Here is a 24,535-nt window from a genome sequence, read left to right on the forward strand (position 1 = left end):
CGGCCGGATGCAGGCCCGACCATTGACAACCGCGCCGGCAGGGGCTTTACTTTGCCTGACGCTACCGAGATTTTCCTGGGAGGTACGGCCATGACACCTTTTCCCGCCTATGTTCCCCCCGACTTCACCCGGCCCGACCTGGCCGCCGCGCCGCCGGTCCGCGTGGCCGAGGCCCCCGGCAGCGGCGTGCTCCCCGCCGGGTTTCACGCCACCTCAAACTATCCCGAATACGTCCACCTGGGGGGCGGTCGCTGGCTCCTGGCCTCGGGAAGCAGAATGGACGCGGTGCTGGTGCTGGACGGCGACATGCTCAGGGTGGTGGAACCCCGCCTGGTCCGGCGGGGAGACCGGGTGGTGGTGGGGCGGACCGAGAACGGCGAAGAAGGGATCTACGTGCACACCACGGGGTTCGACGCCCCGGCCGGGGCGGGGGGAGACAAGTTCACCTTCCGCAGCCGCGGCACCCGGGAGAGCCCCTTTTCCCGCTCCTATGAAGAGTTGTACGACATCCTGCGCCACGACCGGGACCACGGCCACATCGTCTGGGTCCTCGGGCCCGCCGTGGCGTTCGACCGGGACAGCCGCGCCGCCATGGCCGGCCTGATCGGCGGGGGCTACTGCCACGCGCTCCTGGCCGGCAACGCCCTGGCCACCCACGATCTGGAGGCGGCCCTGTTCCACACCGGCCTCGGCCAGGACATCTACACCCAGGCCCTGGTGGCCGGCGGGCATTACCACCACCTGGACGTCATCAACGAAGTCCTGCGGCACGGCTCCCTGGAACGGGCCATCGCCGAGCTGGGGATTCGCGACGGGATCATCCGCGCCTGCCTGGAGCACCGGGTGCCGGTGGTCCTGGCGGGCTCCATCCGGGACGACGGCCCGCTCCCCGACGTGATCACCGATTCCCGCCAGGCCCAGGACGCCATGCGCGCCCACGCCCGACGGGCCACCACGGTCATCGCCCTGGCCACCCAGCTGCACGCCATTGCCGTGGGCAACATGACCCCCAGCTACAGGGTGCTGGATGACGGCACCGTGCGGCCGGTATATTTCTATATCGTGGACATGTCCGAATTCGGGGCCGACAAGCTGGCCAACCGCGGGTCCGGCCAGGCCCGGGCCATCCTCACCAACGTGCAGGATTTCATGGTCAATCTCTGGAACAATCTCAAGGGATGACCCTCCCCTCGCGGGCTTGTCACGGCACGGCCGTTCGTGGTAGCCTTGTCGGCAGTGGCGGCTCTTCCGGCCGCCATCGGCATTCACGGACCGGGAAGGACCACCATGAACGAGTCAGGTTTTCTCATCGACACCCACGCCCATATCGACGGCCACGACTTTGCGGCCGATTTCGACGCCATGCTCTCCCGCGCCTGGGAGGCGGGGCTTTCCCACATCGTCACGGTAGGGGCTGACCTGGAGTCCAGCCGGGCCGCAGTGGCACTGGCCGGCCGCCACGAGCGGATCTGGTGCGCCGTGGGCATCCATCCCCACGACGCGGGGCGGGTGACCGACCGCTGCTACGACGAGATCAGGACCCTGGCCCAGGGGAACCCCAAGGTGGCGGCCATCGGCGAAATCGGGCTCGACTTCTTCCGGGACCGCTCGCCCCGCGACGAGCAGGAACAGGTCTTCCGCCGCTTCATCAGGCTGGCCCGGGAACTGGCATTGCCCATCGTGGTGCACGACCGCGACGCCCACGAGCGGGTCATGGCGATCCTGCGCGAGGAAAAGGCCCGGGACGTGGGTGGCGTGCTCCACTGCTTCTCCGGCGACCTGGCCATGGCCAGGGAATGCGTGGACATGGGCTTCCTGATCTCCATCCCCGGCACCGTCACCTACCCTTCCAACGAAGCCCTGCGCGAGGTGGTGCGCGGCGTCAAGATCGAGCACCTGCTGGTGGAGACCGACTGTCCCTACCTCACCCCGGTCCCCCACCGCGGGAAGCGGAACGAGCCGGCCTACGTGCGGCTCACCGCCGAAAAAGTGGCGGAACTGAAAGGGCTCTCCCTGGAGGACGTGGGACGGATCACCTCCCTCAACGCCCGGCGGCTCTTCGGCATCGGGGAGAGCGACCAGGCGGCCCGGATCGCCTACCGGATCAGGAACTCCCTCTACCTGAACATCACCAACCGCTGCTCAAACCGCTGTTCCTTCTGCGCCAAGTTCGACGACTACACGGTGAAAGGACACCACCTCCGGCTGGACCACGAGCCGGACAGCGCCGAGGTGCTGGCTGCCGTCGGTGAGCCGGGGCCGGTGGATGAAATCGTCTTCTGCGGCTTCGGCGAGCCCATGCTCCGCCTCGACCTGATCGTGGAAGTGGCGCGGGAACTGAAGAAACGCGGCTTCCGCATCCGTATCAACACCGACGGCCAGGCGAACCTGGTCCACGGCCGCAACGTCCTGCCCGAACTGCAAGGCCTGGTGGACTGCATCTCCGTGAGCCTCAACGCCGCCGACGCCGACACGTACGCCCGCCTCTGCAACACCCCCTTCGGCACCAACGGCTTCAACGGCATCTGCCGGTTCCTGGAAGAGGCCCGGCTGTACATCCCCACGGTGGTGGCCACGGCCGTTACCGTGCCGGGCATCGACGTGGCCGCCGTGCGCGCCCTGGCCGAGTCCCTCGGCGTCGAGTTCCGGGAGCGCGAATTTGCCGAGGTGGGGTAAGCCCCGCCTCGGATGCATCCCCCTTTCGCATCCTCGCACGCAACCATTACCCCTCGCATTTCTGCAAACCTCATCGCGCCGATGCGGGGCATCATTGCAACCGCCCGATTTTAAAAGAATATCTTCCCATCACACCCCGCAGGTCACCGGCCGATGGCCCCAAAAGGTATAACCTGATTTGCAGTTATGCAAAATCTCTCGAACCCTCCGTGATTCCCCGCGCATTTTTTTGCCGTTATAACATTATGTTTTTTCGTTACTTTTTAAAATAAACATAATTTTATAACAATGGTATGCAAGTTGCTCTACCTCAAACAAACGCACTTCGTTCGTCCACAGAGTCTGAACTCGTTCATAAGGAGGTAGCGCGATGTCGGAACAAGTCAAAAACAAGGGGTGGCAAGTAGCCCTCGCCGGCACCGGGATCAACCTGGCACTCGGCGTTCTCTACGCATGGAGTATCTTCAAGGGCGCCATCAAGACGTCAATCGAGAAGGGGGGCCCGGGGGCCTTCGACTGGGACCTGGCTTCCATCAATGACCCCTACGCGGTCTGCTGCCTGACCTTCGCCTTTGCCATGATCCTTGCCGGCAAGTGCCAGGACAAGATCGGTCCGGCCCGCACCGCCCTCATCGGCGGCCTGCTGGTGGGCATCGGCTTCACCCTCCTCTCCCAGAGCAATGCCTACATGGCATGGGTCATGGGCTTCGGCATCCTGGCCGGCGCCGGCTTCGGCTTCGGCTACTCCGCCGCCACGCCGCCGGCCCTCAAGTGGTTCCCCTCGTCCAAGACGGGCCTCATCGCCGGAATCGTGGTGGCCGGCTTCGGCCTTGCCCCGGTTTACATCGCTCCGGTCTCCAGCTATCTCCTGGGCACCGTGGGCATCCAGCAGGCCATGCTGATCTACGCCGTCGCCTTCGCGATCGTCGTCTGCGGCCTCTCCTTCTTCCTGGTCAACCCGCCAGCCGGCTACGTGCCTGCCGACGTTCCCAAGGCCGACGGCACGGCCAAGGCGGCCCCGGCCAAGCCGGCGGTCAATGCCACGGCATCCGAGATGCTCCGCTCCGGCAAGTTCTACATTCTCTGGGTCACCTACTTCATCGGCGCCGGCGCCGGCCTCATGGTCATCGGCAGCGTGGCCGGCATCGCCAAGAAGAGCATGGGGAGCATGGCGTTCCTGGCAGTTGCGATCATGGCCCTTGGCAACGCGGGCGGCCGGGTCGTGGCGGGCGTCCTCTCCGACAAGATCGGCCGGATGGCGACGCTGCTCATCATGTTCGTGTTCCAGGCAGTCCTCATGTTCGCGGCCATCCCGGTCGTGGGAGCCGGGCACCCCAACGCCGTCCTCGTGGTGCTGCTGGCAACCTTCATGGGCTTCAACTACGGCGCCAACCTGGCCCTGTTCCCCTCCTTCAGCAAGGATTACTGGGGACTCAAGAACTACGGCCTCAACTACGGCATCCTGTTCACCGCCTGGGGCGTGGGCGGCTTCGTGATGGGACGCGCTTCCGAGATGCTGAACACCCAGACCGGCAGCTTCAACGCCTCCTTCATCCTGGCCGGCGCGCTGCTCTCGGTGGGCGCCCTCGTCTCCCTGGCACTGAAGCCGGCAAAGGCCGCCACCCCGGCCACCGCCGCGGCGCAGCCGGTTCCCCGCAACGACTTCATGGAGAGCTTCATGCGCGGTTGGGCCGACTTCCTCGGCTTCACCCCCTCCACCCCGCGCGGCACCCGCTAACCGCCGCCCGAGCGATCACACACGCAGCAGACAGAGGCCCCGTTCCGACGGGGCCTCTTTTTTTCAGCCGCCGGTCAATTCCGTTGTCCCAGTGAATCAATCTGGTTATACTTTTCCTGTTCATTAAACCATGATCGCCGGAATGCCCATGTCCGACAAGACCCGCTGGCTCCTCATACTCTGCCTGGCGCAGATATTCATCATGCTGGTGTTCATCAACTACTCGGCCGTGCTCCCGCTGCTCAAGGCCGAGTGGGGAATGAACAACACCATGGCGGGGTCGGTCTTTTCCGTCTACCAGCTGGGCTACATCGCGTCGGGTGTGATCCTGTCGGCCCTCACCGACCGGCTCAACACCAAGCGGATCTTCATCGGGGCGGCCCTCTGGTCGGGGACGGCCAACCTGCTCTTCGGCCTCTACGCCCATGACTATGCCTCCGCCATGATCCTGCGCGCCCTGACCGGCATCGGCATGGGGGGCACCTACATGCCGGGGCTGAAGCTGGTGGCGGAGCGGTTCGAGCCGTCCAAACGGGGGCGCGCCGTGGGGATCTACGTGGGGGCGCTGGTGTTGGGGGCATCCCTGTCGCTGGCGCTGACCGGGGCCGTTGCCACGGTGGCCGGCTGGCGGGTTGCGATTCTCGTCTGCTCGGCCGGGGTCTACCTGGGCGCGGGGCTCTCCCTGATCGTCTTTCAGGGCTACGAGCAGGTCCGGCACGTGACATCAGACCAGACCTTCCAGAAGGAAATCGTGCGCAACAAGCCGGCGTTTCTCATGATCCTGGGCTACGGCTCGCACATGTGGGAGATGTACGGCATGCGGAGCTGGCTGGCGCCGTTCTTTACGGCATCGCTGGTGCGGCAGGGGATCGATCAGGGGGCGGCCACCGGCTGGGCTGCCACCGCGGCGGCAGCCATCGTCGGCATCGGCACCTTTTCCACGGCCATCACCGGCACTCTCTCGGACCGGCTGGGCCGGACCAGGACCATCACCCTGGTCATGCTCGGCAGCGCCTCCCTGTCCTTCCTCTTCGGCTGGCTGGTCAACGTCTCCCCCTACCTGGCCGTGGCCGTGGGGCTGGTCTACGGCTACCTGATCGTTGCCGAGTCGCCGGTCTTCTCCACCGGCCTCACCGAGTTGGTGGCCCCCGGCTACCTGGGGGCGGCCATGGGGCTCCAATCGCTGGTGGGCTACTCGCTGGGGATGATCTCACCCACCGTGTTCGGCTGGGCGCTGGATCTCTGCCGGGGCTGGGAGCCCTTCCCCGGCGTGAGCGGAGAGTGGGGGATCGCCTTTGCCACGGCCGGCGTGGGGGCGCTCACGGGGCCCATCTTCATGTGGTTGCTGCGCCGCTGCCCCGAGAGCTCGCGCATGGCCGGGGGAAGGAAATGAACCGGCTCTCCCTGTTCCAGAAGATCCTGGTGGCCATGCTGACCCTGTCGCTGGTGCCGCTGCTGGTCTCTTCGGCCATCCTCGCCCTGAACCTGGGCAGCGTGCGAGAGACCCTTGCCGACCGGATCGCCGATGCGGCCGACCGGCAGGCATCCGAAAGCCTGCGCCTTCGGGCCGAGCAGGTGGCCGAGGGCATAGCCGGCTTCCTGCAGGACTGCGAGGCCGACCTGAAGCTCTGCGTCACCCTCCCCCGCACCCCCGAAATCCTGACCGCCTTCTACGAGAGCCGCCACGGCGAGATCTGGCGGCGGGACGGCACCGCCGCGGCCCCCCGCGAGGTGCGCGAGTCGATCCCGCGCTATGCCTCCCTGGCCGTGATCGATGCCAACGGCCGGGAAACCTTCGTGATCCGCGAAGGGGCCATCGTGCCCGAAAGCGGGCTGCGCACCGTGGCCGACCCCGGCCAGACCGAGTTCCTGCGGGAGGATTACTTCCAGCGCGCCCGGCAGCTCAAACGGGGCGAAATCCTCGTGACGCACGTCACCGGCTTCCACGTGGGGAAAGAGGAGCAGCTGGCCGGCGCCCGGGAGCCTGAGGACGCCTACAGCGGCAGGGAATTTCGGGGTGTGGTCCGCTTCGCCACCCCGCTGTTCGACAGGCGGGGCCGGTTCGACGGGGTCATGGTCCTGTCACTCGACCACCGCCACCTGATGGAATTCTCCCAGCATATCAGCCCCGGCCGGAACCGGGCCGTGGTCTTCCCCTCCTACCGCAGCGGCAACTATGCCTTCATCTTCGACGACGAAGGGTGGATCATCACCCATCCCAAGTTCTGGGACATCCGGGGGGTGGACGCCGACGGCACCCTGGTCCCCCCCTACACGAAGAACTCCCCCCCCGCCGACGTCGAGGCGGGCCGCATCCCCTTCAACCTGGACCACGCCGGCTTCATTCACCCCAACTACCCCCGGGTGGCCCAGCTGGTGCGGGAGCGCCAATCGGGCTACGTGGACATCACCAATGTTGGGGGCGCCAAGAAGATCATGGCCTTCGCGCCGATCCCCTACTCCACCGGCGACTACACGCGCCACGGCATCTTCGGCGGGGTAACCATCGGCTTCCAGGTGGACCAGTTCCATGAAACGGCCCGGGCCGGCTCCGCCGTCATCAATCTCCAGCTCCGGGAACACCTGCGGCTTTCGGCCATCATCGTGGCCGCCACGTCCCTGATGGTGGTCATTTGTGCCTGGCTCCTCTCCCGGGGCGTCACCCGGCCCCTGGCCCTGCTGACCGACGGGGTCAGGCGGCTGGCGGGGGGCGAATCCGGCGCCAAGGTGGAAGTGGCCGCGCGCGACGAGGTGGGCGAGCTGGCCGACACCTTCAACCGGATGGCCGACGAGCTGGAACTTCGCAAGAACAGACTTCTCAAGACCCTGGAGGAGCTGGAAGAATCGCGGCGGCACATCATGGATGAGCGCAACTTCAAGGAAAGCGTTCTGGAGAGCATCTCCAGCGCCATCATGACGCTGTCGCCCGAGGGGTTGCTCACCTCGATCAACGGCACCGGTACGCGCCTGCTGGGGCCGGCCGCGGTCATCGGCGCCCCTTACCAAAAGGTGTTCAGCGAATGGAGCGACATGACCGGCCGGATCGCCGAGGCCCTGGCCGGCCGGCGCGAGTACGGCCGCGAACCGCTCGTGCTCGGGACCGATGGCAAGGAACGGCATTTCGAGGTGGGCTTCTTCCCCATCTATGCCGATCGCTCCGGCGGGCTCACCGTCACCATCCGGGACGAGACCGAGAAGGAAAGCTTTCGGGAGGAGATGACGCGGCTGGACCGGCTGGCCTCCCTGGGCAAGCTGGCCGCCGGCATCGCCCACGAGGTGCGCAACCCGCTCACGGGGGTGTCGCTGCTTCTGGACGACCTCCACGATCGGGCCGGACTCGACGCCGAAAGCCAGGCAATGATGGGCAAGGCGCTCCAGGAGATCGAGCGGGTGGAGCGGCTCGTGGCCGGGCTGCTCAACTTCTCCTCCCCGCCCAAGGCATTCCTGCGGGAGGCCGACCTGAACCGGGTCATCCAGGATACGCTCCTGCTCCTGCGTCGGGAGTGCGAGAGCCGGAACGTGGCGCTCGGCTTCGAGCCCGGCGACGTGCCGGTGTTCCGCATCGACGTGGAAAAGGTGCGGCAGGCCCTCCTGAACCTGGTGAAAAACGCCCTGGAGGCCATGCCCGACGGCGGATCGGTCCGGGTGACCACCGGCGTGGATGGTGACACTGCCGTGGTAACGGTGGCCGACACCGGCCCCGGCATCGCCGATAACGACCTGCCGCTCATCTTCGAGCCCTTCTTCACCCGCAAGGGGGCGGGCACCGGGTTGGGGCTCTCCATCACCCAGCGCATCGTCGAGGAGCACCACGGCAGGATCAGCGTGGAAAGCAGCGCCGGGGCAGGAACGACCTTCACCATCACTCTTCCCATGGGCTAGCCATAATCTCCAGCCCCCCGGTCATTAGCCTGGTTCTTTACCCTCTTTTTTTACGCAGCCCTCAGCGAACCTCGGACGTAACATTAACACAACCCAAGAATATCCCTAATGAAGTGTCACATGTTACACAAGTGTACGTTACAAAACCGTATCCGGTGATACAGACATGTATCTGCTCTGCAACCCTACTGGGCACCCCACCGGTCCGCCCGGCCTTCCCGGGAACGCAGCCAACTACCTGATATTGCTCGCTGCACAAAAAAAATGCCCGGAGAATAAATCTCCGGGCCAATTGAAAGGAGCCTTCCCGCCTTGTCGTGTGGAGGGCTTTGTTACTTCATTAGCAACTACCTTACCACTCTGAACACCTGGATGCGGTTATTGTTCCGATCGGCGATAACCACGTCGATGTCGTTCTCCTCGCTGATGCAGAGCTGCGACGGATAGTGGAGGAACGAGTTCTTCCAGCCGATGTTGAGCTGACGGCCCTGGAAGGAGCCGTCCTGGCCGAGGGTGACGACGGCATTGCCGGTCTGGTCGAGGATGAAGATCTTCCCCTGCTTGTCGGTGGCAATGCTGGTGGGGAACTGGAGATACTCCTTCATCCCGTCGGTCAGGGGCTTGAAGGCGGTTTCGCCGCGGGCGGCCGCATAGACCCTGGACGCCACGCTGTCAAGGAGAAGCGTGGTCCCGCTGGCGCTGACCGCCAGGTCGGAGATGAAGCGGTACCCCTCGGGGAACGGCATCTGCGACTGGAAGGTGCCGGCCGCATCGGTGACGATGACCCGCGCCCCGAAGATATCCAGGATATGGATATTGTCCTTGTCGTCCACGCGGATGCCGCGGGGGGCGATGGTGGCAGGCGCCGGAACCCCCTTCAGATCCAGGTAGCCGGCAAAGCTCCCCTCGGGCGAGAAGTGGGCGATGCGGCGGAGTTTCCCGTCGATGACCAGGATCTCCCCCTTGGAGGTCAGCTGCACCTTGGTGGGGTACGGCACCTGCTCCGCCTTGATCTCGGTGCCGCCGCGCACCGAGCCGTTCTCGATGCTGTAGCTCAGCAGCCGTCCGCCGCCGGTGTCGGAAACCACCAGCTGCCTCTTGCCGCAGGCTATCCCCTCGGGGGCCTTCATGGTCCCCCCCTTCTCATCGTTGAACTCGGTAGTCAAGTGCTTGAGCTTGATGGCGTCGGCGCCCAGGGCCGGCGATGCGAGCGCTCCTGCAAGGGCAAGCATGGTTATGATCGTTTTTGCCATGGAATCACCTCTTGTACTGTTCGTGGCACTGGACGCAGAGGTCGCTGGTCTTGGGATAGTAGAGCATCTTCTTGAACTCGGTCCCGTGGGCGTCGTGGCAGCTCACGCACAGGATCGGGATGTTCTTGTTGCGCGGATCCCGGAACTTCTCGCCGATGGGGTGGGTCGAGTGGTGCGCCCAGTCGTGGCAGTCGGCGCAGAGCTCGATATCCAGCGACTTCTTGGTCAGGAAGAGGTAGTTGGATGAGTGGGGATCGTGGCACGCCGTGCACTGGCCGTTCTTGACCGGCTCGTGGGTTGACGCGACCTTTTCCTGACGCTTCATGTTGTCCACGTGGCAGCTGTTGCAGAGCACCGCCATGGGCTGGCGCAGGATGCCCTTCTGCTTGCCCGCGTGGGGGTTGTGGCAGCTGAGGCAGGCCCTGCTTGCTCAGCAGCGGGCCGTGGACCCGGTTCAGGCCGAACGTCGTGTTGACCATGTCGTTATGGCAGCCGCGGCACAGATCGGTGCCGGTCTTCTTGGTGGCCAGCGGGTTCGGCGAGGTGGCCTCCTCGTGGCACTGGTTGCACATCCGGGTTGCCACCGGCTTGTGGACCGTGTTGTAGAGGATGCCCGGGTTGTCGGAGCCGTGGGGATCATGGCAGCCGGTGCAGCGGGCATTGGCCACCGGATAGTTCATGTGCTTCTTGGCGAACATGGGCCGGTCGGTCTTGTGGCAGCCCACGCAGAGCGGGATGATATCGCTCTTCAGCAGGTACGGGTTCTTGGCCGAGGCGTGGGGATCGTGGCAGTTGAGGCATCCCTGGGCCACGGGCATGTGGCGGTACTTGACCTTGGACAGGGTGGCCCCCATCTCCTTGTGGCACTCGAAGCAGAGCTCGTTCCCGCCCTTGAGCAGGTTCTCCTTGTTGGGGGCCGAGTGGGGATCGTGGCACTTCATGCAGCTCCCCTCGCCCACCACCTTGTGGACGCTCTTGGCGCCGGAGGGCACCACCGTGGTGTGGCAGCGGTAGCAGACCCCGCCGTTATCGGCGGAGAGCAGCTTGCCGTGGGTCGAGGTATGGGGGTTGTGGCAGCCGGTACACTCCCCCTTCTTCAGGGGGGTGTGCACGAAGGGCTTGGACATCTTCTCCTTGAACGCCGCGTGGCAGTTGAAACAGAGCTTGCCGGTGGCGTCGGGCTTGAGCTTGAACTTGAGTGCGTTGTCCTGGGCGAGCGCAAAGGATGCGCCCAGAATGACAAGCACCGCGCAGAACGTGTAAAGATATGTGCGATATGCGTGCATGGGAGCTCCTTTTACTGTTTTCCTGTCACGTGGCAATCAGAGCACGAACGCGAAGCGAAGGGTGCGTGCACCATCTTCTTGAAGAACTTCGGGTCCTTGGAACTGTGCGGATCGTGGCAGTTCATGCAGTTCATCACCGTGGCGGAGATCCCCAGGTGAGCGTCCGCAAACGGCTTACGGTCGTAGGAGTGGCACTGGCCGCACAGGGCCACGAGCTGTTCGGTAAGCAGCGACGGCTGGCCCGAATTGTGGGGCTTGTGGCAGGTCTGGCAGTCCTGCTCCGCAGGCGTGTGGATCTTCTCGCTGGCGAACCGCTCCTTGGTCCCCTTGTGGCAGGACACGCAGAGGTCGGTCCCCTGGGCCAGCAGCAGCTTGTTGAGCTTCGCCTTGTGGGGGCTGTGGCACTTGGTGCAGTCCCCTCCCCGGAACGGGGCATGGGAGCTCTTGGAGGCCTTGTCGCCCTGCTCCAGCGACTTGTGGCAGCCGAAGCACAGCTTCGCCTCGTTGTCCACGATCATCCCCCGCACGTTGCTGCCGTGGGAATCGTGGCAGGTGAGGCACTGGCCCCCGTTGAACGGCATGTGACTGGAGCCGCCCGACTCGGCCTTCATCAGGTCCGCGTGGCAGGGTGCGCAGAGCTGCGGCACGGTATTCTTGAGCAGGTTCTTTTCGGCCGAGCCGTGGGCGCCGTGGCACGACACGCAGTCGGCGTTCATGACCGGCTTGTGGGTGAAGGTCTTCTTGAATTTGGTCTCGGCATCGGTGTGGCAGCCGTAGCAGACCGTATCGGCCCGCTCCTTGAGCATGGCGGCGAAGTTGGTGCCGTGGGGATCATGGCAGGAGCTGCAGTCGCCGCCGTTGAAGGGCACGTGCTGAACCTTGTTCTTGAGCCCTTCCTTGGTCTTGGCATGGCACGAGTAGCAGAGATCCGAGCCGGCCAGGGTGAGCAGTCCCTTGTTGGGGGCGGCATGGGGCCGGTGGCAGGAGAGGCATCCCTTCTTGTCGCCGGTGATGACCTTGTGGGGCACGGCAACGCGCAGGTTCTTGTCCTGGTGGCACCCGAAGCAGAGGTTGTTGCCGTCGGCCGTGAGCAGCTTCGCGAACTCGGAGGTGTGGGCCCGGTGACAGGAGAGGCAGTCGCCGCTCTTGAACGGCGCGTGCTCGGCCACGCCGCCGGTCCCCTTGAGCATGGCCGCATCGTGGCACTGGTAGCAGAGTTCGCTCCCCTTCTGGGTCACTCCGAAGGGCTCGGGCCCGCCGGCCGGATTGTGGCAGCCGTCACAGCCGCCCGTGGCAACGGGGTTATGGGCGCTGGAGCGGAGGAGCTTCTTGCCGGTGGCCGAGTGGGGGTTGTGGCAGATAGTGCAGCGCTTGCTTTCCACCGGATAGCCGCCGTGGGCCTTCTTGAAGCTGCCGGCGCCGCTGTCGTGGCAGCCGAGACAGATCTTCGGCTCCTTTTCCCTGAGGAGGTTGTCCTCGGTGGAGCTATGGGCCGCGTGGCAGGAGCCGCAGCCTTTTTTCGTGATGGCGCCGTGGATGGTCCCCTTCTCGTAGTCCTCCTTCTTGTGGCAGCCGTAGCAGGACTCCGGCCCGTCACCCTTCAACAGGTGCGGGGTGGTGGAGGCGTGGGGGTTGTGGCAGAGGGTACATTTCCCCTGGCGCAGGGGTGTGTGCACCTTGGGCTTGTCCAGGCCGATCTTGTCCCGGCCGTGACAGTCGAAGCAGAGCTGGTTGCCGTCCTTCTTGAGCAGCAGCTTCGGCACGATGCCGTGGCGCAGGTGACAGTCCTCGCACTTCTGCTCCTTGACGATGGTGTGGATGTACTTCATGGAGAGGTACTTGTCATTGAACTTGCCATGACAGTCGACGCATTCCTTGCGGGCGAACTTCTTCGCCGCCAGCGCCGGGCTCTCCGACAGGTGAAGAATGAGCCCCCCCACCAGGAGGGTCATCACCAGGAATAAGAGTTGTCGTTGTGCATGCACGGTGCGCATAGCTCCTCCAGTCCGTTAAAACTCGGCGAAAATCTTGACGTCGGACGCCTTCCTCAGCTTGTCCGCCCACTCCACGACCAGCTTGTTGAGCTGTTCCGACTGGACGTTCTTCCTGATTGTGGCCTCGACCTCGGGGAAGGACTGTACCTGTTCGGGGATCACGTTGCGGACCAGGATGACATAGGTGAAGCCGTTGGGGTCCGAATAGACCCGGTATTCACCGGTCTGGGCCCCGGTGATGACCTTGTTCAGCCCCTCGGGAAGGGTCTTGAGGGTGACCGGCACGTCCTCGAACTGGAGGACCCCGGCGGCCTTGGCATCCACGTGGCCCTCGGCGTTCTCCTTGAACCATTTGAAATCCATCCCCTGGCGCAGCTTTTCCGCGGCGGACTGGGCCGCGTTCTGGTCATTGAAGGCAATGCCGTCCAGCACCACCATGATCGGGTAGGAGTACTCGGACTTGTGCGCCTCGTAGTAGGCCTTCAGCTCATCCTCGGTCACCTTCACGTCCGGGCGGATGACCTTTTCCACGAAATGCCCGAAGATCACGGATTCCTGGTAGTCGGTGACCTTGTCCAGGTATTCCTTTTTCTTGTCGAAGCCCTTGTCGCGGCCCTCTTTCTCAATGGCCCGGGTGGCCAGGATCTCGAACAGCAGGGAGTCCTTGGCCTTGTTGACCTTCTTCTGGTCAATGGCCATGTCCACCCCGTGGTAGAACTTCATCCGGATCGCTTCGGCCAGGTCGGCCACGGTCACCGGCTTCTCCCCCTTGATGGTGGCCAGGGGACGCTTGTCCTCCAGGAACTTGAGGAACCCTGCCTTGTCCTTCTCGAAATCCAGCGACTTGATCAGTTTCTTGTCCTGCTTGAAATACTTCTCGATCAGCTCGGTCCGGAATTTTTCAAGGGCCTTGAAGCGGGCCGCGGTGAGCGTTTCCTTCTCCGCCCTGTCCTTCAGTTTCGGATCGTCGGAATGCTTCACGGCATCGAGCCGGAACAGCATGGCCCCCTTCTGCATGTCGATCACCGGGCCCACGGCGCCGGGCTTCAGCGAATCGATGATCTTCACGATATCGGGGTGGATGTGCTCGTATTTCAGCTTCTCATTCTGCTTGGCCTCGGCGCGCTTCTCCTTGACCTCCTCGGCCACCAGCGCGTCAAAGGACGTGCCTTTGTCCAGGGCCTTGCGGGCCTTCTTGGCATCTTCCTCGTTCTTGAACGTGAGGGTGGAGAAGGTCCACTCCACGTTGAGCTGGCCGTAGCGCTTCTCCACCTCCTTGGGGTCGGGCCGGATGTCCTTCACATGATCCTTGAGCACCAGCTCGCGCAGGAGCTTGCGGGAGAAGGTATCGATCATCTCCTTGGGCTGCTCCTGCTGGTCCAGGCCGATGTTGCGCCCTTCCTGGATGATGAGCTTGGAGGTGATGATCCGGTTGAGGATATCCGTAAAGTTCCGGCGGGGGGCCTGCTTTCCTTCCGTCATCCCCTCGTGTACCGTTTCAAGGGAGGCGTTCAGGTCGTTGACGGTGATCGGCTCGTCGTTGACCGTTGCCACGGGGAATTCGGCAAACAGCGGCGAAAACAGGGGCACCTTCACCCTGATCGTCATCACGTCGGCCGGAGCCGGCGAGGCTTCCACGTTTTCCGGCTTTGCCGGCGAATCGGCAAAGCCCGCCACCGGGGCACCCGCGGCAATGCATGCTACCATCAGCGTAACCAAAGACTTCTTCATCAGACTCCCCTTTCTCTGCATTCAGGTTGCGGCCGCACCGGGCACTCCGCTCCGGGCGGCCATCAGGACGTTTGACACAACGAATTCCGTTACGGGCTCATCAATATCCGTTCGAGTTCTTCCTGGCTCATCCGCGGCGGCGTCAGCTTCACTTCCCTGGTCTCCTCCACCATGACCCCCAGGAAGGCCCTCATCATCCCCTCGGTCAGGACGTTGGCGGTGGACACCCTCCGCCAGTCATAGAAGAACACACCGTCATCCCCGGTGTTCCTGCTCTTGGTGGCCCAGATCACCATTTTGCTGGAGCGTTCCAGCAGTTGCAGCGAAAAATCGACCCGGGGCTTGCCGGAGCCGCTGGGCATGTCCCGGTACTCGAAGACCCGGCCCGTGAGGATGAAATCGGTTTCCAGGTTGTTGGCCAGCAGGTCCGCCGCCGGCAGGGAGATGCCGTTCTGCATGATGATCCTCATGGCCAGCATCTTGCCCCGGATCACCCCCGGCTCGAGCACCGCGAACGCCTTGGACGACACCAGCTGCTTCACCACGTGCAGCACCATGATCTCCCCGGCATTGGTGCGATCGCTCTCGTTGAAGAACGGCAGGACCGCCACGCTGTAGCGGCGCCTGGGGTCAAGCTCCATGAAGCGGTACGCTTCCTTGGGCTTGAACCGCCGCTCCCAGCCGGGGGCAGGAGCCTCCTCGCCCGCCAGCTTGTGCAGCAGCGACCCGGACAGGCGGTCGAGGGCCCGGTTCCACAGGACCGACGGGTCTTCCACGATGCCGATCCCCAGGATTCCCGGGGCATCGTCACCGGCCATCCCCACGCTGTCCATCCAGAGGATTTCCGGCTTTTCCCCCGTGGCCACCAGGCGGGCAACCAGGGACACCTTGGGGGGGCTCACGTCGCTGTAGTACTCCAGACTCATGATGAGGACCGCGTCCACCCCGGCCTTGGCCTTGAACGCGGCCGACGTCTCCAGATCGAGGCCGCCGGTGTAGCGGATGCGCTGCTGCTCCATGAACCGCCGCAGATCGGCCTCGTCCATGATGCGCACCCCGTTCTGCCGGAGCCGCTCCGTGAACCCGCTGCGCATGGCCGCCAGGGGCGCGTCGGCGCCGCTCAGGTCTTCCATGGGGTAGACCGCCACCAGCGGACCGGACGGCCGGCCGGCCTCCACGGAAAGACGCGCGCATCCCGCCGCCAGGAGGAGCAGAACCAGCGGCAGCAGTGCGAGCAGTCTATTGGAACAGCTTCGAGATGAGATCATCGACCGCTTTCTCAGTCACATCGTTGAGGGGCCTGCCGCCGCCGCCGAGAAGGCGGTCCGTGAACCCGATCCCCCCCTCCGTGGCCGATGCGGACCAGACGACCCTCCCGGTCTGGGCCTCCATCACCTGGAGGCTCAGGGAGATAACGTCGGCCATGGACGAGCCCGAGCGGACGTCGCCGTACTCCCGTACCATGCCCGTAATGACCGCGTCGGCCTTGATCATCTTGGCCAGCTTAACCACTTCCTCGGGGGTGGGGGCAGTGGGGTTCATGACGCCGGCCACCCCCGTCACCCGGCTGACCTCGCCCACGGGGATGACGTAGAGGGCCCCCGTGGCCAGCAGCTTGGTGTTGAACACGTCCCTGACCCGCTCCGCGGCCTGGGTGTCCTTGGACAGGTTGCCGAAGGGCATCACCGCCACGCTCTGGATCGCCCCGAAGTCCATGTTGGGGTCCCGGAAATGCTCCACGTGGGAACAGCCCTGCATCAGCAGGAACGCAAAGAGGCCGAAGATTCCGCAGAATGCCCGCATCAGGGCGCCGGTGTGGGTGACGAATCGTGATCTCATATATGCCCTCTCTCCGTGGAAATCAGAACGCGAATCTCAGGGTGCTGCTGAAGGTGCGCGACTCGGACGACTGGCTGACCGACGTGCTCTTCAGGTACAGATAGGACATATCCAGGTAGGAGCCCCCCCGGATGTTCCAGCGCATACTCGGCACGATGGTCCGGTCCTTCTGGTTGGCAGATGAATTGTACGCCTCATTATAGGAAAAACTCAACTGCAGGGCGCCGTCCCGGAACGGAGACCAGGTTCCGCCGATGTTCCGGGTGGTGACCATGTCCTTGTTCTTTTCCATGATAACGCCGAAGGCCCCGAACAGGTAGACGGAGCGCAGCGGGTTGAAGGCCGCCGACAGGTCGCCGCGGTGGGTGAAGGTGGAGTTGTCGGGCAAGCCGCCGCCGGTCTGTTCGGTCATGTTGCCGGAATAGCTCGCGTTCACCGTCAGGGTCGAGTGGGGCAGCAGGGTGAGGCCGAAGGTGACGATGGTGGTATTGGTCTTCTGGCCCGACTCGGCGGTGGCCATGCTGTAGCCCCCGTTCAGGTTCACGTCCACCCCTTGGTAGAGGGTGGCGCTGTTGTTGAGGAACAGCGAATTGGTGTCGCTTTTCCTCCCGTCGATCTCCTCGTTGCGGCCGCTGAAGACCAGGCTGTGGGTCAGCGTGGGGAGCGGGGTGGCCGTCAGCAGGGCACTGTAGATGTAGGAGACGCGGGCGCCCTGATTCTCCTTGGAGTCCTCCCGGGCGAACCGGGCGCTGGTCGACAGGTACTGATTGAACCGGTGGCTCGCGGAAAGACCGTTCGACAGGATGTAGCGGGAGGTGGAGAAGAAGTCCGAGTCACTCCGGTCGTAGTAGTAGCTCAGCTCGTAGTTCAGGTTCGGATTTTCCAGGATCCTCACCCGCATGTTGGTGTCGAGCACGTGGGAGACCTGGCTCGTGGTGCGTCGCTGGACATCCTCGAACTGGACGAACCCTTCCAGCTCGGTCACCTGGATGTCGGTCAGGTTCGCGGTGGGGTTCACCAGCGAAACGGTGCCCAGGGGCAGGGGCGAGGTAACGACCTTCAGGTACCGGGAGGTGGCGCCGGAAAAGCCCAGCTCGTAGAACCAGCCGGTGCCCGCCTCGTTGCTCCTGAACGGTGCCGAGGGCAGGAGCTGCACCAGGGTCCAGTTCAGGTTGTCGCTGCTGGTGTAGATCGTCCAGGAGAACCGGTTCTCGATGTCCGAGGGGAGGTCCGTGTTGAGCCAGACGCGGATGCGGTTCACGGTCACCGCGCCGCCGAAGTCGAAGCCCAGGTTCCGGGGCCTGATGTCGCCCCCCACCGGCTGGATGCCGATGGTGACGTTGCTCCCCGTGTTCAGGTTCCCGTCCACCAGCGCCGGGTTGGCGGCCAGGGTGACCAGCAGGGGCGTATCGGTCAGGGCCGACAGGCCGGCCGTGGGAAAGAGCCGGAACAGGGCACTGTTGGTCTCCTGGGACGAGATGTTGTAGTTGGCGTAGAGGGTGACCCGGTCCTGCCAGAACTGGTCGTTGTAGGTCACCCGGCCGGTGTGGGTCAGGACCGTGGTGTTGTTCCGGGTCAGGTTGTCCGTGGCATCGGTATAGAGCCCCTGGTAGTTCAGCTCCACCTGCTCCACCGGCTTATAGCGGGAACCCAGGTTGTACGAATTGAGCACCACATCCTGGAACTGCCGGTCGGCATCGTAGGAATTGGTCCGCGTATAGAGGAACTCCAGGGAGGGGAGCCCCTCGGGTCTGAGGCTCAGCTTGGCGTTGTAGTTCTCGTGGATGATGTTGGACGAGGCGATCCCCTCGGTATCGGAAATCTCCTGGCGCCGGTTGTAGCCCAGTCCCGCGGAATAGAGGGGGGTGCCCAGGGTCAGGTCCAGGAAGGGGCTCACCTTCAGCAGGGTGGTATCGAGCTGGTTGTCGTTCAACTCCGCACGGGTCATGGTGTAGTCGACAGTGCCGCCGCCCGTGAAGCGCAGGGTCGGGTAGAGCATCCGGTCCAGGGACAGGTTGTAGCGCTGTAGGATCGAGCTGCTCTTGGTGGTCGTGGTCACATTGCCGGCATCCGTCGATTGGTTGTCGGAATTGACGTAGCTCAGCTCCAGGAACCCCCGCAGCCCCTCGGCCCCCGCCGTGGCCGGCAGCAGCGCGGCCGCGAGGGCCGCTGCTGCCATGAACCCGTGGAGTATCCGCATCCCGTTGCCCACGCCTTACCTTTCGCCCGCCACGACCACGCGGCAGGGCTCGTCGCCCACGTCGATCTGCGCCACCTCCCGCTTGCCCACCAGGCCGATGAACTGCAGCCGCTTCACGCCGGAGAGGAGGGCCAGGAGATTGTTGTGCTCGCCGTCGATGGTCAGGTACGAGGGACTGCCGCCGCCGGAGATGAAATTGCCCGGCAGGAGCGAAAAGGGGTCGAAGACGTCGATCACGGTGTCGCTCCGCTTGGCGATGTAGATCTGGTCGGTGGACGTGTCGATCTTGATCGTCCGCGCCCCCATCCCCACGTAAACCCGCTTGGCGACGAGCCTGTTGGTAAGATCGATATCGACCAGGTAGGGGGAAAGCTCGTGGATGACCAGCAGCCGGTCGCCCCGCCGGTTCAGCTGCGCCCAGAGGGGCGAGGTTTCGGTAGGCAGCGTGGCGACCACGGCGCGCCGCGCGATGTCCACCACCGACACCGAGTTGGACAGGGTATTGAGCACGTAGGCCGTGCGTCCCAGCCGGTCCACGATCACGGCGCCGGGCCTGCTCCCCACGATGACCCGGGCCAGTTCCGACTGGGAGGCCGGGTCCACGAAGCTGAGCGTATTGGAGCCGTTGTTGGCCACCAGCAGGGTCCTGCCGTCGGGGGTCAGGGCCAGTTCGACCGGGCCGTCGCCGATGCTGAGCCGGATGCGGGTCAGGGAATAGTCGGCCATCAGGTCGATGACCTCGATGGCGTCGTCGCCCGACAGGGCCACGTAGGCCCGGCGCGCCGCCTGATCGAAGACGATGCCGGCCGGCGCCCGCCCGGTCTCGATGAACTCCGTGACCCGGGCCTCCCGCTTGTCGAACACCGCGATGGTGTTGGCCCCCTTGTTGGTGACGAAGCCCGTGAGTCCCCACAGGGGCCGCCCGGGGATCTCGGCCTTGAAGACCGGCGAGAAGCTGAAGCGCTTGCTGACCGATGCATCTTCATCCAGCGTGAGGGAGATGAGGATACCCTTCTGGGGTTCCACCACGAAGGGGAAGTCGATCATGACCGGCTTCTCGGGGGGCAGCAGGGCCATTCGCCCCTCGTCGGTCTTGGTGCCCGCCCCCGAGATCCGGAACGACAGGCCGCTGTAGCGCCCCCCCGGCAGGATCGCCGACCCCAGCATCCGCTGCCACTTCATGGTGGCGGGGCTCGCCTCGGTCAGCCTGAGGGAGAGGGGTATCTCCGTGCCGTCGCTCTTGATCGCCGAAACCCCCGCCACGGTGAAGTCGAGCCGGCCGGCGTCCCGGGGGAAAGGCTCCAGGTAGAGGAACAGTTCCCCCTCGGCGAACAGCTGGGGCTTGGTGACGACAACGGGCGCGTGGCAGCCGCTGCACGTCAGCGCGGCGAGCACGGCGACCCACAGAACGATGAGGAGGGCAGCCCCGCGGGACGTCATGCGCTTGGGAGAATTCTCGTTCATGGTGCTCCCCGATCCCCTTGCCACGGTCATGGCACGGACGTGTGGCATTTGGTGCAGAGCGTCGACTGCTCCGGCGAGAAGAGCGACGCGGGCCGGTCATAGTACGCCCTGAGGGCTTCCATCTCGCTGCGCCCCTGGCCGTAGGGCTGGTAGGCCTCCCCTTCCTGTGAATACTTGCCGTTGTAGACCACGTAGGGCGTCTTGGTGTTCCAGCGGGTGGCGCTGTCCCAGCCGCCGGCGTGGGCCCGGTGGCAGGTGAGGCACATGACGCGGGGGGTGCCGTCCGCGGTGCTGGGCCCCTTGGTGGGGGTGGCCGTCACGATATTCCTCAGCAGGGTGTAGTTGTTGGTTCCCGCCTCGAAGGGGACCAGCGACAGCCAGGAGGTGGCCTCCACGCCGGACAGGTCCCCGGTCTTGATGTACCGGTTGTAGTAATCCACCATGGCGCCGCCCAGGGGGGCCTCGGTGCCGGCCGGGTGCACCAGCCCTCCCCCGCTGCCGTCCCGGTGGATGTTCGGGTGACAGTTCCGGCACCACTCGGACATCCCCTGGCCGTAGGCCACGCGGGTCGCGGTGGTGCTTTCGCTCCGGTTGTAGTCGGCCGGGGCCACCGCCGCCGGGGGTCCGTTGATGAAGGAAAAGGCCGGTCCCAGCGACTTGGGGTAATAGCCGTTCCCCCCCAGGAGCCGGTAGGCGCCCACGGCCATGGCGGCATCGGGCTCGACGCCGGTGGCGTAGCTCCCCGAGCCCCGGATCGGCTTGCCCGTGACCGCAATGGAGCCGTCCTGGTCGCGGCGGTAGCGGCCGTGGGGGTCGTGGCAGGCGACGCAGGACAGGCCCGCCGCCGGATAGCTGCCGCCGGGGGCCGTCAGGTGGAGGGCATCCTGGAGATAGCCGTAGTCCCCCGCCACCACGTTATGGCCGTGCCGGTCCCCCTCGCTGCTCGAAAGCGTCGAGCCAAAGGCCGGAATCCAGGTGTAGGATTTCCTGAGCCAGCCGAAATCGCCGCCGGGCCCCAGCTGCTTGGGCGGGACCCCGAACGGCATCTCGAACCCCGGCGTGCTCACGTGATAGGAGGTGGGGCCCACATCCCCCGCCTTCTCGTGACAGTTCAGGCAGGTGGAGCTGGAATCGCCCCCCTTCAGGAGATAGCGGTTGCCCATGCCCACGGGGCGGCCGTTGGTGGCCACCGCGAAGCCCCCTTCCGAGTTGTGCATGGTGTGACACCCTTCGCACTCGCCCGCGCCCCCTTCGTGAAAGGCGAGGGAACGGCCTGTGGTGGCCGGCAGCAGTACCGGCAGCACGACCAGGAGCGCAAGTATGGCCTTGGGTGCTTTCACGCCGATTCCTTAATGGGTCGACCCTGGGCCGGGTACGGGTTGCCGTGCTGCCGGCCCGTCATGGTCGCGATGATTTCCCGCATCCTGCGGACAAATTCCGCCTGGTCCGGAAGCGGCTTGCCGCGCGCCTCCGCCCCGCTCAACTCCTCGTTGTAGGCAAGCCGGACGGCCTCCATCACCTCGGCGGCCAGCCTTTTGGCCGAGCCATCCCGCCCCCTGCCGTTAATGTCCGCCTGGCCGATGATCACCCGCTCGTCGCTGTCCACGAAATCAACCACCGTCAGCTCACGGCTGACGCGGCTCATGACCGCGGCAACGTTCACGACGACCCGGCGACCAGATTCATCTAGCAAGGCCAATGCCAGTTGATCGAGCGGCAGCGGACTGCTCGCCATTTCCTCCAGGTATTCGCTGCGCAGGAACCGCCACGGAGCGAACGCGGCATAGTTCCCTTCCAGCTCGGAGACCAGGAGGCCGAACCGGGGCGAATCGTAGCGCCCGCCCAGGAAGATGGCCCGGGCCTCCAGGGCCAGGGCCGCGGCGCGGTCGAGCCTCATCCAGCGGTTCTCCCGGGCGAGCCGGTCCGCCGGCGGCACGCTGTCGTCCAGGTAGGCCAGGACGCTCTCCCGGTGCCGGGCAAGGGCGTTCACGTTGACCTCCGGCAGCGCTGACTTGCCGGTGGAACGGGGAACCGAGAATTCGAGATAGAGGTTGTCGTCAGTGTTAATTCTACCAGTACGGCTGAACCTGTCAGCACCCGCCGTGCCCATGACGAAATAACTCAGCAGGTCGGTGGCGCTCCCCATCTGCACCCGTGCCAGATCGGCGGCCACGGCCGGCACGGCGATCCGGGCGGCCAGCTCGTCCTCGCTCAGGAGGATGGGGGCGTTGCTGCCGATGAGCATGGCATCCCCCTGGGTCATCCAGACCAGGACGTGGCGGTAAGCCTGCCGGAAGGTCCGGACCACCGACCTGAGATCGTCGGCGGAAAGATCGTAGAGGGGGAGCCACTGGCACATGATGCCGCCGGCCCGCAGGTGCTCTGCGGCCAGCTCGAAATACTCGCGGGTGTAGTTGTAGCCGGCGCCGCTCAGCCACGGGTGGATCGGATCGGCGGTGATCACGTCGTAGCGCTCGCCCGTGGTCGCCAGGTAGTTGCGGCCGTCGCTGAACGCCACCCGCAGCCGGCGGTCTCCGAGCACGCCGTGGTTGTAGGCGGCAAAGGAGCGCGTCACCCCCAGCACCTTCGGCTCCACCTCGGCCAGCGTCATCTCGGACACGCTCGGGTGGAGCGAAACAGCGCCAAGGGTAATCCCGCTGCCCGCGCCGATCACCAGCACCTTGCGCGGGTTGCGGTGCAGAAGCATGGGCAGGTGACCCAGGGCGTACTGGTTCTGAAGGCTCTCATTGTGGTCGGACGCCTCGATCCGGCCGTTGCGCAGGAACGCCTGGTAGCCCCCCCTGATCCTGATGGAGCTGACGATGGACTGGATTCCCTCGGCGTAATAGAGGACATCGGTGTGCCGCTTGGCCTCGGCAATCAGGTCCGGGGTCCTGAACACCTCCGGCTGGTTGGTGCGGTAGATGGCAAAGTACTTGGCGTCCCAGATCCGGGGCATGGTGCCGGCAACGGCCATGACGCCGACCACAGCCAGCACGGTGCCCGCCGTGGCCAGCCTGCGGGGGGTGCCACGCAGCAGGCGCGCCAGGATCAACAGGCCGAAACCGGCGTTTACCGTGGCCAGCAGGTAGAGGGAGCGCTCGATGCCGAAGACCTGGATCAACACGAAACCGCTCACCACGGTGCCGAGAATGGCGCCGATCGTGTTGCAGGTCAGCACCTCGCCCACGGCATGCCCCACCTTGCGCCGCCGGCAGGCGTCAAGGGTGCCGGCCAGGGGAAAGGCCACCCCCATGAAAAAGGCCGGGATGAACAGGTAGGAAAAGACCAGGGCGAAATTGGCGAACTGACGCGCGCGGAACAGGTCGGTGCTTTGCGACAGGAAGAGGTCCTGGAGGAAGAACACCCTGGTGGGAAGATCGCGGATGAGAATGGTCACCAGCAGCGCGCTGAGGCCGATCACGATCTGCACCACGCCGAACCCGCCGATCAGCTTGGACACGGGACAGCCCCCCTCCTCGGGCGGCCGGAGGCGGCGGGCCCACAGGCCATAAGCCCCGCTGCCCGCGGCAATGCCGGTCAGGAAGGCCGCCAGCATCAAAGTGAAGCCGTACACATTCGTGCCGATCACGATCCCCAGGACCCGGGTCCAGAGCACCTCGTACCCCAGGGCGCAGAAGCCGCTGACCCCGATCCCCCAGACCACGAGCCCGATGCGGGCCTTCTCCTCGGGCAGCGTAACAGCGGACAGGGGCGCCGGGGCCTCATCCTCGCCGGCCTCCAGGTACCGGGCCGCCGGGCCCTGGAGCGCGAAGCAGGCGATGCCCAGCAGCACGTTGACGGTGATCGCGCCGGCCATGGTGTTCGATACCCCGAACCGCCCCAACAGGTAGAATCCGGCCCCAAAACAGCCGGCCACCGCGCCGAAGGTGTTCAGGGCGTAGAGGTAGGCCACCCCCCGCCCCACCGCGCGCCGGCCCCGGACCATGAACGCGGCCAGCACCGGCAGGGTCCCCCCCAGCAGGGTCGTGGGGACGATGAGCGCGATGGCGGCGAGCACGATCCGCAGGGTGAGCAAGGCCACGCGGGGCAGCTGGTGCGAATGCTCGGTCAGCGACTCGAAGGAGTAGGCGGGCATCAGGGAATAGAGGTTGAGCAGGGCGATGAAGAGCAGGGCGAAAAAGGCGATGCCGATCTCAAGGGCACCGTAGAGGCGCAGCAGGTTCCGGGTGGTGCGCACGCGCCGGCCGAAGAGCCAGCTACCCAGGGCAAGCCCCCCCATGACCACGGCCAGCACCGTGGTCACCGCCAGGTGCGAGCCGCCGAACACGAGGCTGAGCTTTCTGACCCAGACGACCTCATAGACCAGGGCGGTGGCTCCCGAGAGGAAAAAGATCAGATAGATGAGAGCGGTAATGAGGATCGGCATGGCACGCTCAAACCCCTCGACCGGACAGGCGCCGGAAACCGAGGGGTGTTTCACCGGATAGTGGATCGATTGCTGGAAAAAA

Annotated in this window: 15 protein-coding genes and 1 pseudogene; 5 read left to right on the top strand and 11 right to left on the bottom strand. The window is 65.0% G+C overall.

Going from position 1 to position 24,535, the window contains the following annotated elements:
* Positions 1–90: 90 nt before the first annotated feature.
* The 5 genes from GS_RS12500 to GS_RS12520 all read left to right on the top strand — a co-directional run bounded on the left by GS_RS12500 (position 91) and on the right by GS_RS12520 (position 8,296).
* Positions 91–1,182 carry a hypothetical protein gene (locus tag GS_RS12500; RefSeq protein WP_010943125.1) on the top strand — a complete coding sequence of 364 codons (1,092 nt, stop codon included), beginning with the start codon at positions 91–93 and terminating at the stop codon, positions 1,180–1,182.
* Between the two features lie 105 nt (positions 1,183–1,287).
* The gene (locus GS_RS12505) at positions 1,288–2,676 is read left to right on the top strand and encodes a TatD family hydrolase (RefSeq protein WP_010943126.1); all 1,389 of its coding nucleotides are present in this window, start codon (positions 1,288–1,290) and stop codon (positions 2,674–2,676) included.
* Between the two features lie 370 nt (positions 2,677–3,046).
* Positions 3,047–4,414 carry an L-lactate MFS transporter gene (locus GS_RS12510; RefSeq protein WP_010943127.1) on the top strand — a complete coding sequence of 456 codons (1,368 nt, stop codon included), beginning with the start codon at positions 3,047–3,049 and terminating at the stop codon, positions 4,412–4,414.
* Positions 4,415–4,562: 148 nt separating this feature from the next.
* Positions 4,563–5,807, top strand: a complete 1,245-nt coding sequence (locus tag GS_RS12515) for an MFS transporter (protein WP_010943128.1) — start codon at positions 4,563–4,565, stop codon at positions 5,805–5,807.
* The gene (locus tag GS_RS12520; protein WP_010943129.1) at positions 5,804–8,296 is read left to right on the top strand and encodes a PAS domain-containing sensor histidine kinase; all 2,493 of its coding nucleotides are present in this window, start codon (positions 5,804–5,806) and stop codon (positions 8,294–8,296) included. The genes GS_RS12515 and GS_RS12520 overlap by 4 nt, the downstream gene beginning before the upstream one ends.
* Before the next feature lie 347 nt (positions 8,297–8,643).
* Here GS_RS12520 and GS_RS12525 read toward each other — a convergent pair whose 3' ends face one another.
* The 11 genes and pseudogenes from GS_RS12525 to GS_RS12570 form a co-directional block, all read right to left on the bottom strand.
* Positions 8,644–9,549: an NHL repeat-containing protein gene (locus tag GS_RS12525; RefSeq protein ID WP_010943130.1), complete on the bottom strand. Its 906-nt coding sequence runs from the start codon at positions 9,547–9,549 to the stop codon at positions 8,644–8,646.
* A gap of 4 nt (positions 9,550–9,553) precedes the next feature.
* The gene (locus GS_RS17600) at positions 9,554–9,910 is read right to left on the bottom strand and encodes a cytochrome c3 family protein (RefSeq protein ID WP_338029188.1); all 357 of its coding nucleotides are present in this window, start codon (positions 9,908–9,910) and stop codon (positions 9,554–9,556) included.
* 169 nt (positions 9,911–10,079) lie between these two features.
* Positions 10,080–10,835 (bottom strand): annotated as a pseudogene (locus GS_RS17605) (cytochrome c3 family protein); the annotation flags it as partial.
* 11 nt (positions 10,836–10,846) lie between these two features.
* Positions 10,847–12,829 (bottom strand): cytochrome c3 family protein, encoded by a 1,983-nt coding sequence (locus GS_RS12535; protein WP_235044893.1) that lies wholly within the window; start codon positions 12,827–12,829, stop codon positions 10,847–10,849.
* Between the two features lie 15 nt (positions 12,830–12,844).
* Positions 12,845–14,560, bottom strand: a complete 1,716-nt coding sequence (locus GS_RS12540) for a peptidylprolyl isomerase (protein ID WP_010943133.1) — start codon at positions 14,558–14,560, stop codon at positions 12,845–12,847.
* An 89-nt stretch (positions 14,561–14,649) separates the two neighbouring features.
* The gene (locus GS_RS12545; protein ID WP_010943134.1) at positions 14,650–15,828 is read right to left on the bottom strand and encodes a lipoprotein; all 1,179 of its coding nucleotides are present in this window, start codon (positions 15,826–15,828) and stop codon (positions 14,650–14,652) included.
* The gene (locus GS_RS12550; RefSeq protein ID WP_010943135.1) at positions 15,800–16,399 is read right to left on the bottom strand and encodes a GNA1162 family protein; all 600 of its coding nucleotides are present in this window, start codon (positions 16,397–16,399) and stop codon (positions 15,800–15,802) included. Before GS_RS12550 ends, GS_RS12545 begins: the two co-directional genes overlap by 29 nt.
* Positions 16,400–16,421: 22 nt before the next feature.
* Entirely contained in the window at positions 16,422–18,578 is a 2,157-nt protein-coding gene (locus GS_RS12555; RefSeq protein WP_235044894.1) for a hypothetical protein, read from the bottom strand.
* Between the two features lie 36 nt (positions 18,579–18,614).
* Entirely contained in the window at positions 18,615–20,063 is a 1,449-nt protein-coding gene (locus tag GS_RS12560) for a YncE family protein (protein WP_010943137.1), read from the bottom strand.
* A gap of 26 nt (positions 20,064–20,089) precedes the next feature.
* Entirely contained in the window at positions 20,090–21,403 is a 1,314-nt protein-coding gene (locus GS_RS12565; RefSeq protein ID WP_010943138.1) for a cytochrome c, read from the bottom strand.
* Positions 21,400–24,507 carry a fused MFS/spermidine synthase gene (locus tag GS_RS12570; protein WP_235044895.1) on the bottom strand — a complete coding sequence of 1,036 codons (3,108 nt, stop codon included), beginning with the start codon at positions 24,505–24,507 and terminating at the stop codon, positions 21,400–21,402. Before GS_RS12570 ends, GS_RS12565 begins: the two co-directional genes overlap by 4 nt.
* Positions 24,508–24,535: the final 28 nt, after the last annotated feature.

The organism is Geobacter sulfurreducens PCA, assembly GCF_000007985.2.
GTDB classification, from domain to species: Bacteria; Desulfobacterota; Desulfuromonadia; order Geobacterales; family Geobacteraceae; genus Geobacter; species Geobacter sulfurreducens.

What these genes read in the sequence shown, in the direction of transcription:
- GS_RS12500 (WP_010943125.1), top strand. Translation starts at nt 91, where the DNA reads ATGACACCTTTTCCCGCCTATGTTCCCCCCGACTTCACCCGGCCCGAC.
- GS_RS12505 (WP_010943126.1), top strand. Translation starts at nt 1,288, where the DNA reads ATGAACGAGTCAGGTTTTCTCATCGACACCCACGCCCATATCGACGGC.
- GS_RS12510 (WP_010943127.1), top strand. Translation starts at nt 3,047, where the DNA reads ATGTCGGAACAAGTCAAAAACAAGGGGTGGCAAGTAGCCCTCGCCGGC.
- GS_RS12515 (WP_010943128.1), top strand. Translation starts at nt 4,563, where the DNA reads ATGTCCGACAAGACCCGCTGGCTCCTCATACTCTGCCTGGCGCAGATA.
- GS_RS12520 (WP_010943129.1), top strand. Translation starts at nt 5,804, where the DNA reads ATGAACCGGCTCTCCCTGTTCCAGAAGATCCTGGTGGCCATGCTGACC.
- GS_RS12525 (WP_010943130.1), bottom strand. Translation starts at nt 9,549, where the DNA reads ATGGCAAAAACGATCATAACCATGCTTGCCCTTGCAGGAGCGCTCGCA.
- GS_RS17600 (WP_338029188.1), bottom strand. Translation starts at nt 9,910, where the DNA reads ATGGCGGTGCTCTGCAACAGCTGCCACGTGGACAACATGAAGCGTCAG.
- GS_RS12535 (WP_235044893.1), bottom strand. Translation starts at nt 12,829, where the DNA reads ATGCGCACCGTGCATGCACAACGACAACTCTTATTCCTGGTGATGACC.
- GS_RS12540 (WP_010943133.1), bottom strand. Translation starts at nt 14,560, where the DNA reads ATGAAGAAGTCTTTGGTTACGCTGATGGTAGCATGCATTGCCGCGGGT.
- GS_RS12545 (WP_010943134.1), bottom strand. Translation starts at nt 15,828, where the DNA reads ATGATCTCATCTCGAAGCTGTTCCAATAGACTGCTCGCACTGCTGCCG.
- GS_RS12550 (WP_010943135.1), bottom strand. Translation starts at nt 16,399, where the DNA reads ATGAGATCACGATTCGTCACCCACACCGGCGCCCTGATGCGGGCATTC.
- GS_RS12555 (WP_235044894.1), bottom strand. Translation starts at nt 18,578, where the DNA reads ATGGCAGCAGCGGCCCTCGCGGCCGCGCTGCTGCCGGCCACGGCGGGG.
- GS_RS12560 (WP_010943137.1), bottom strand. Translation starts at nt 20,063, where the DNA reads ATGAACGAGAATTCTCCCAAGCGCATGACGTCCCGCGGGGCTGCCCTC.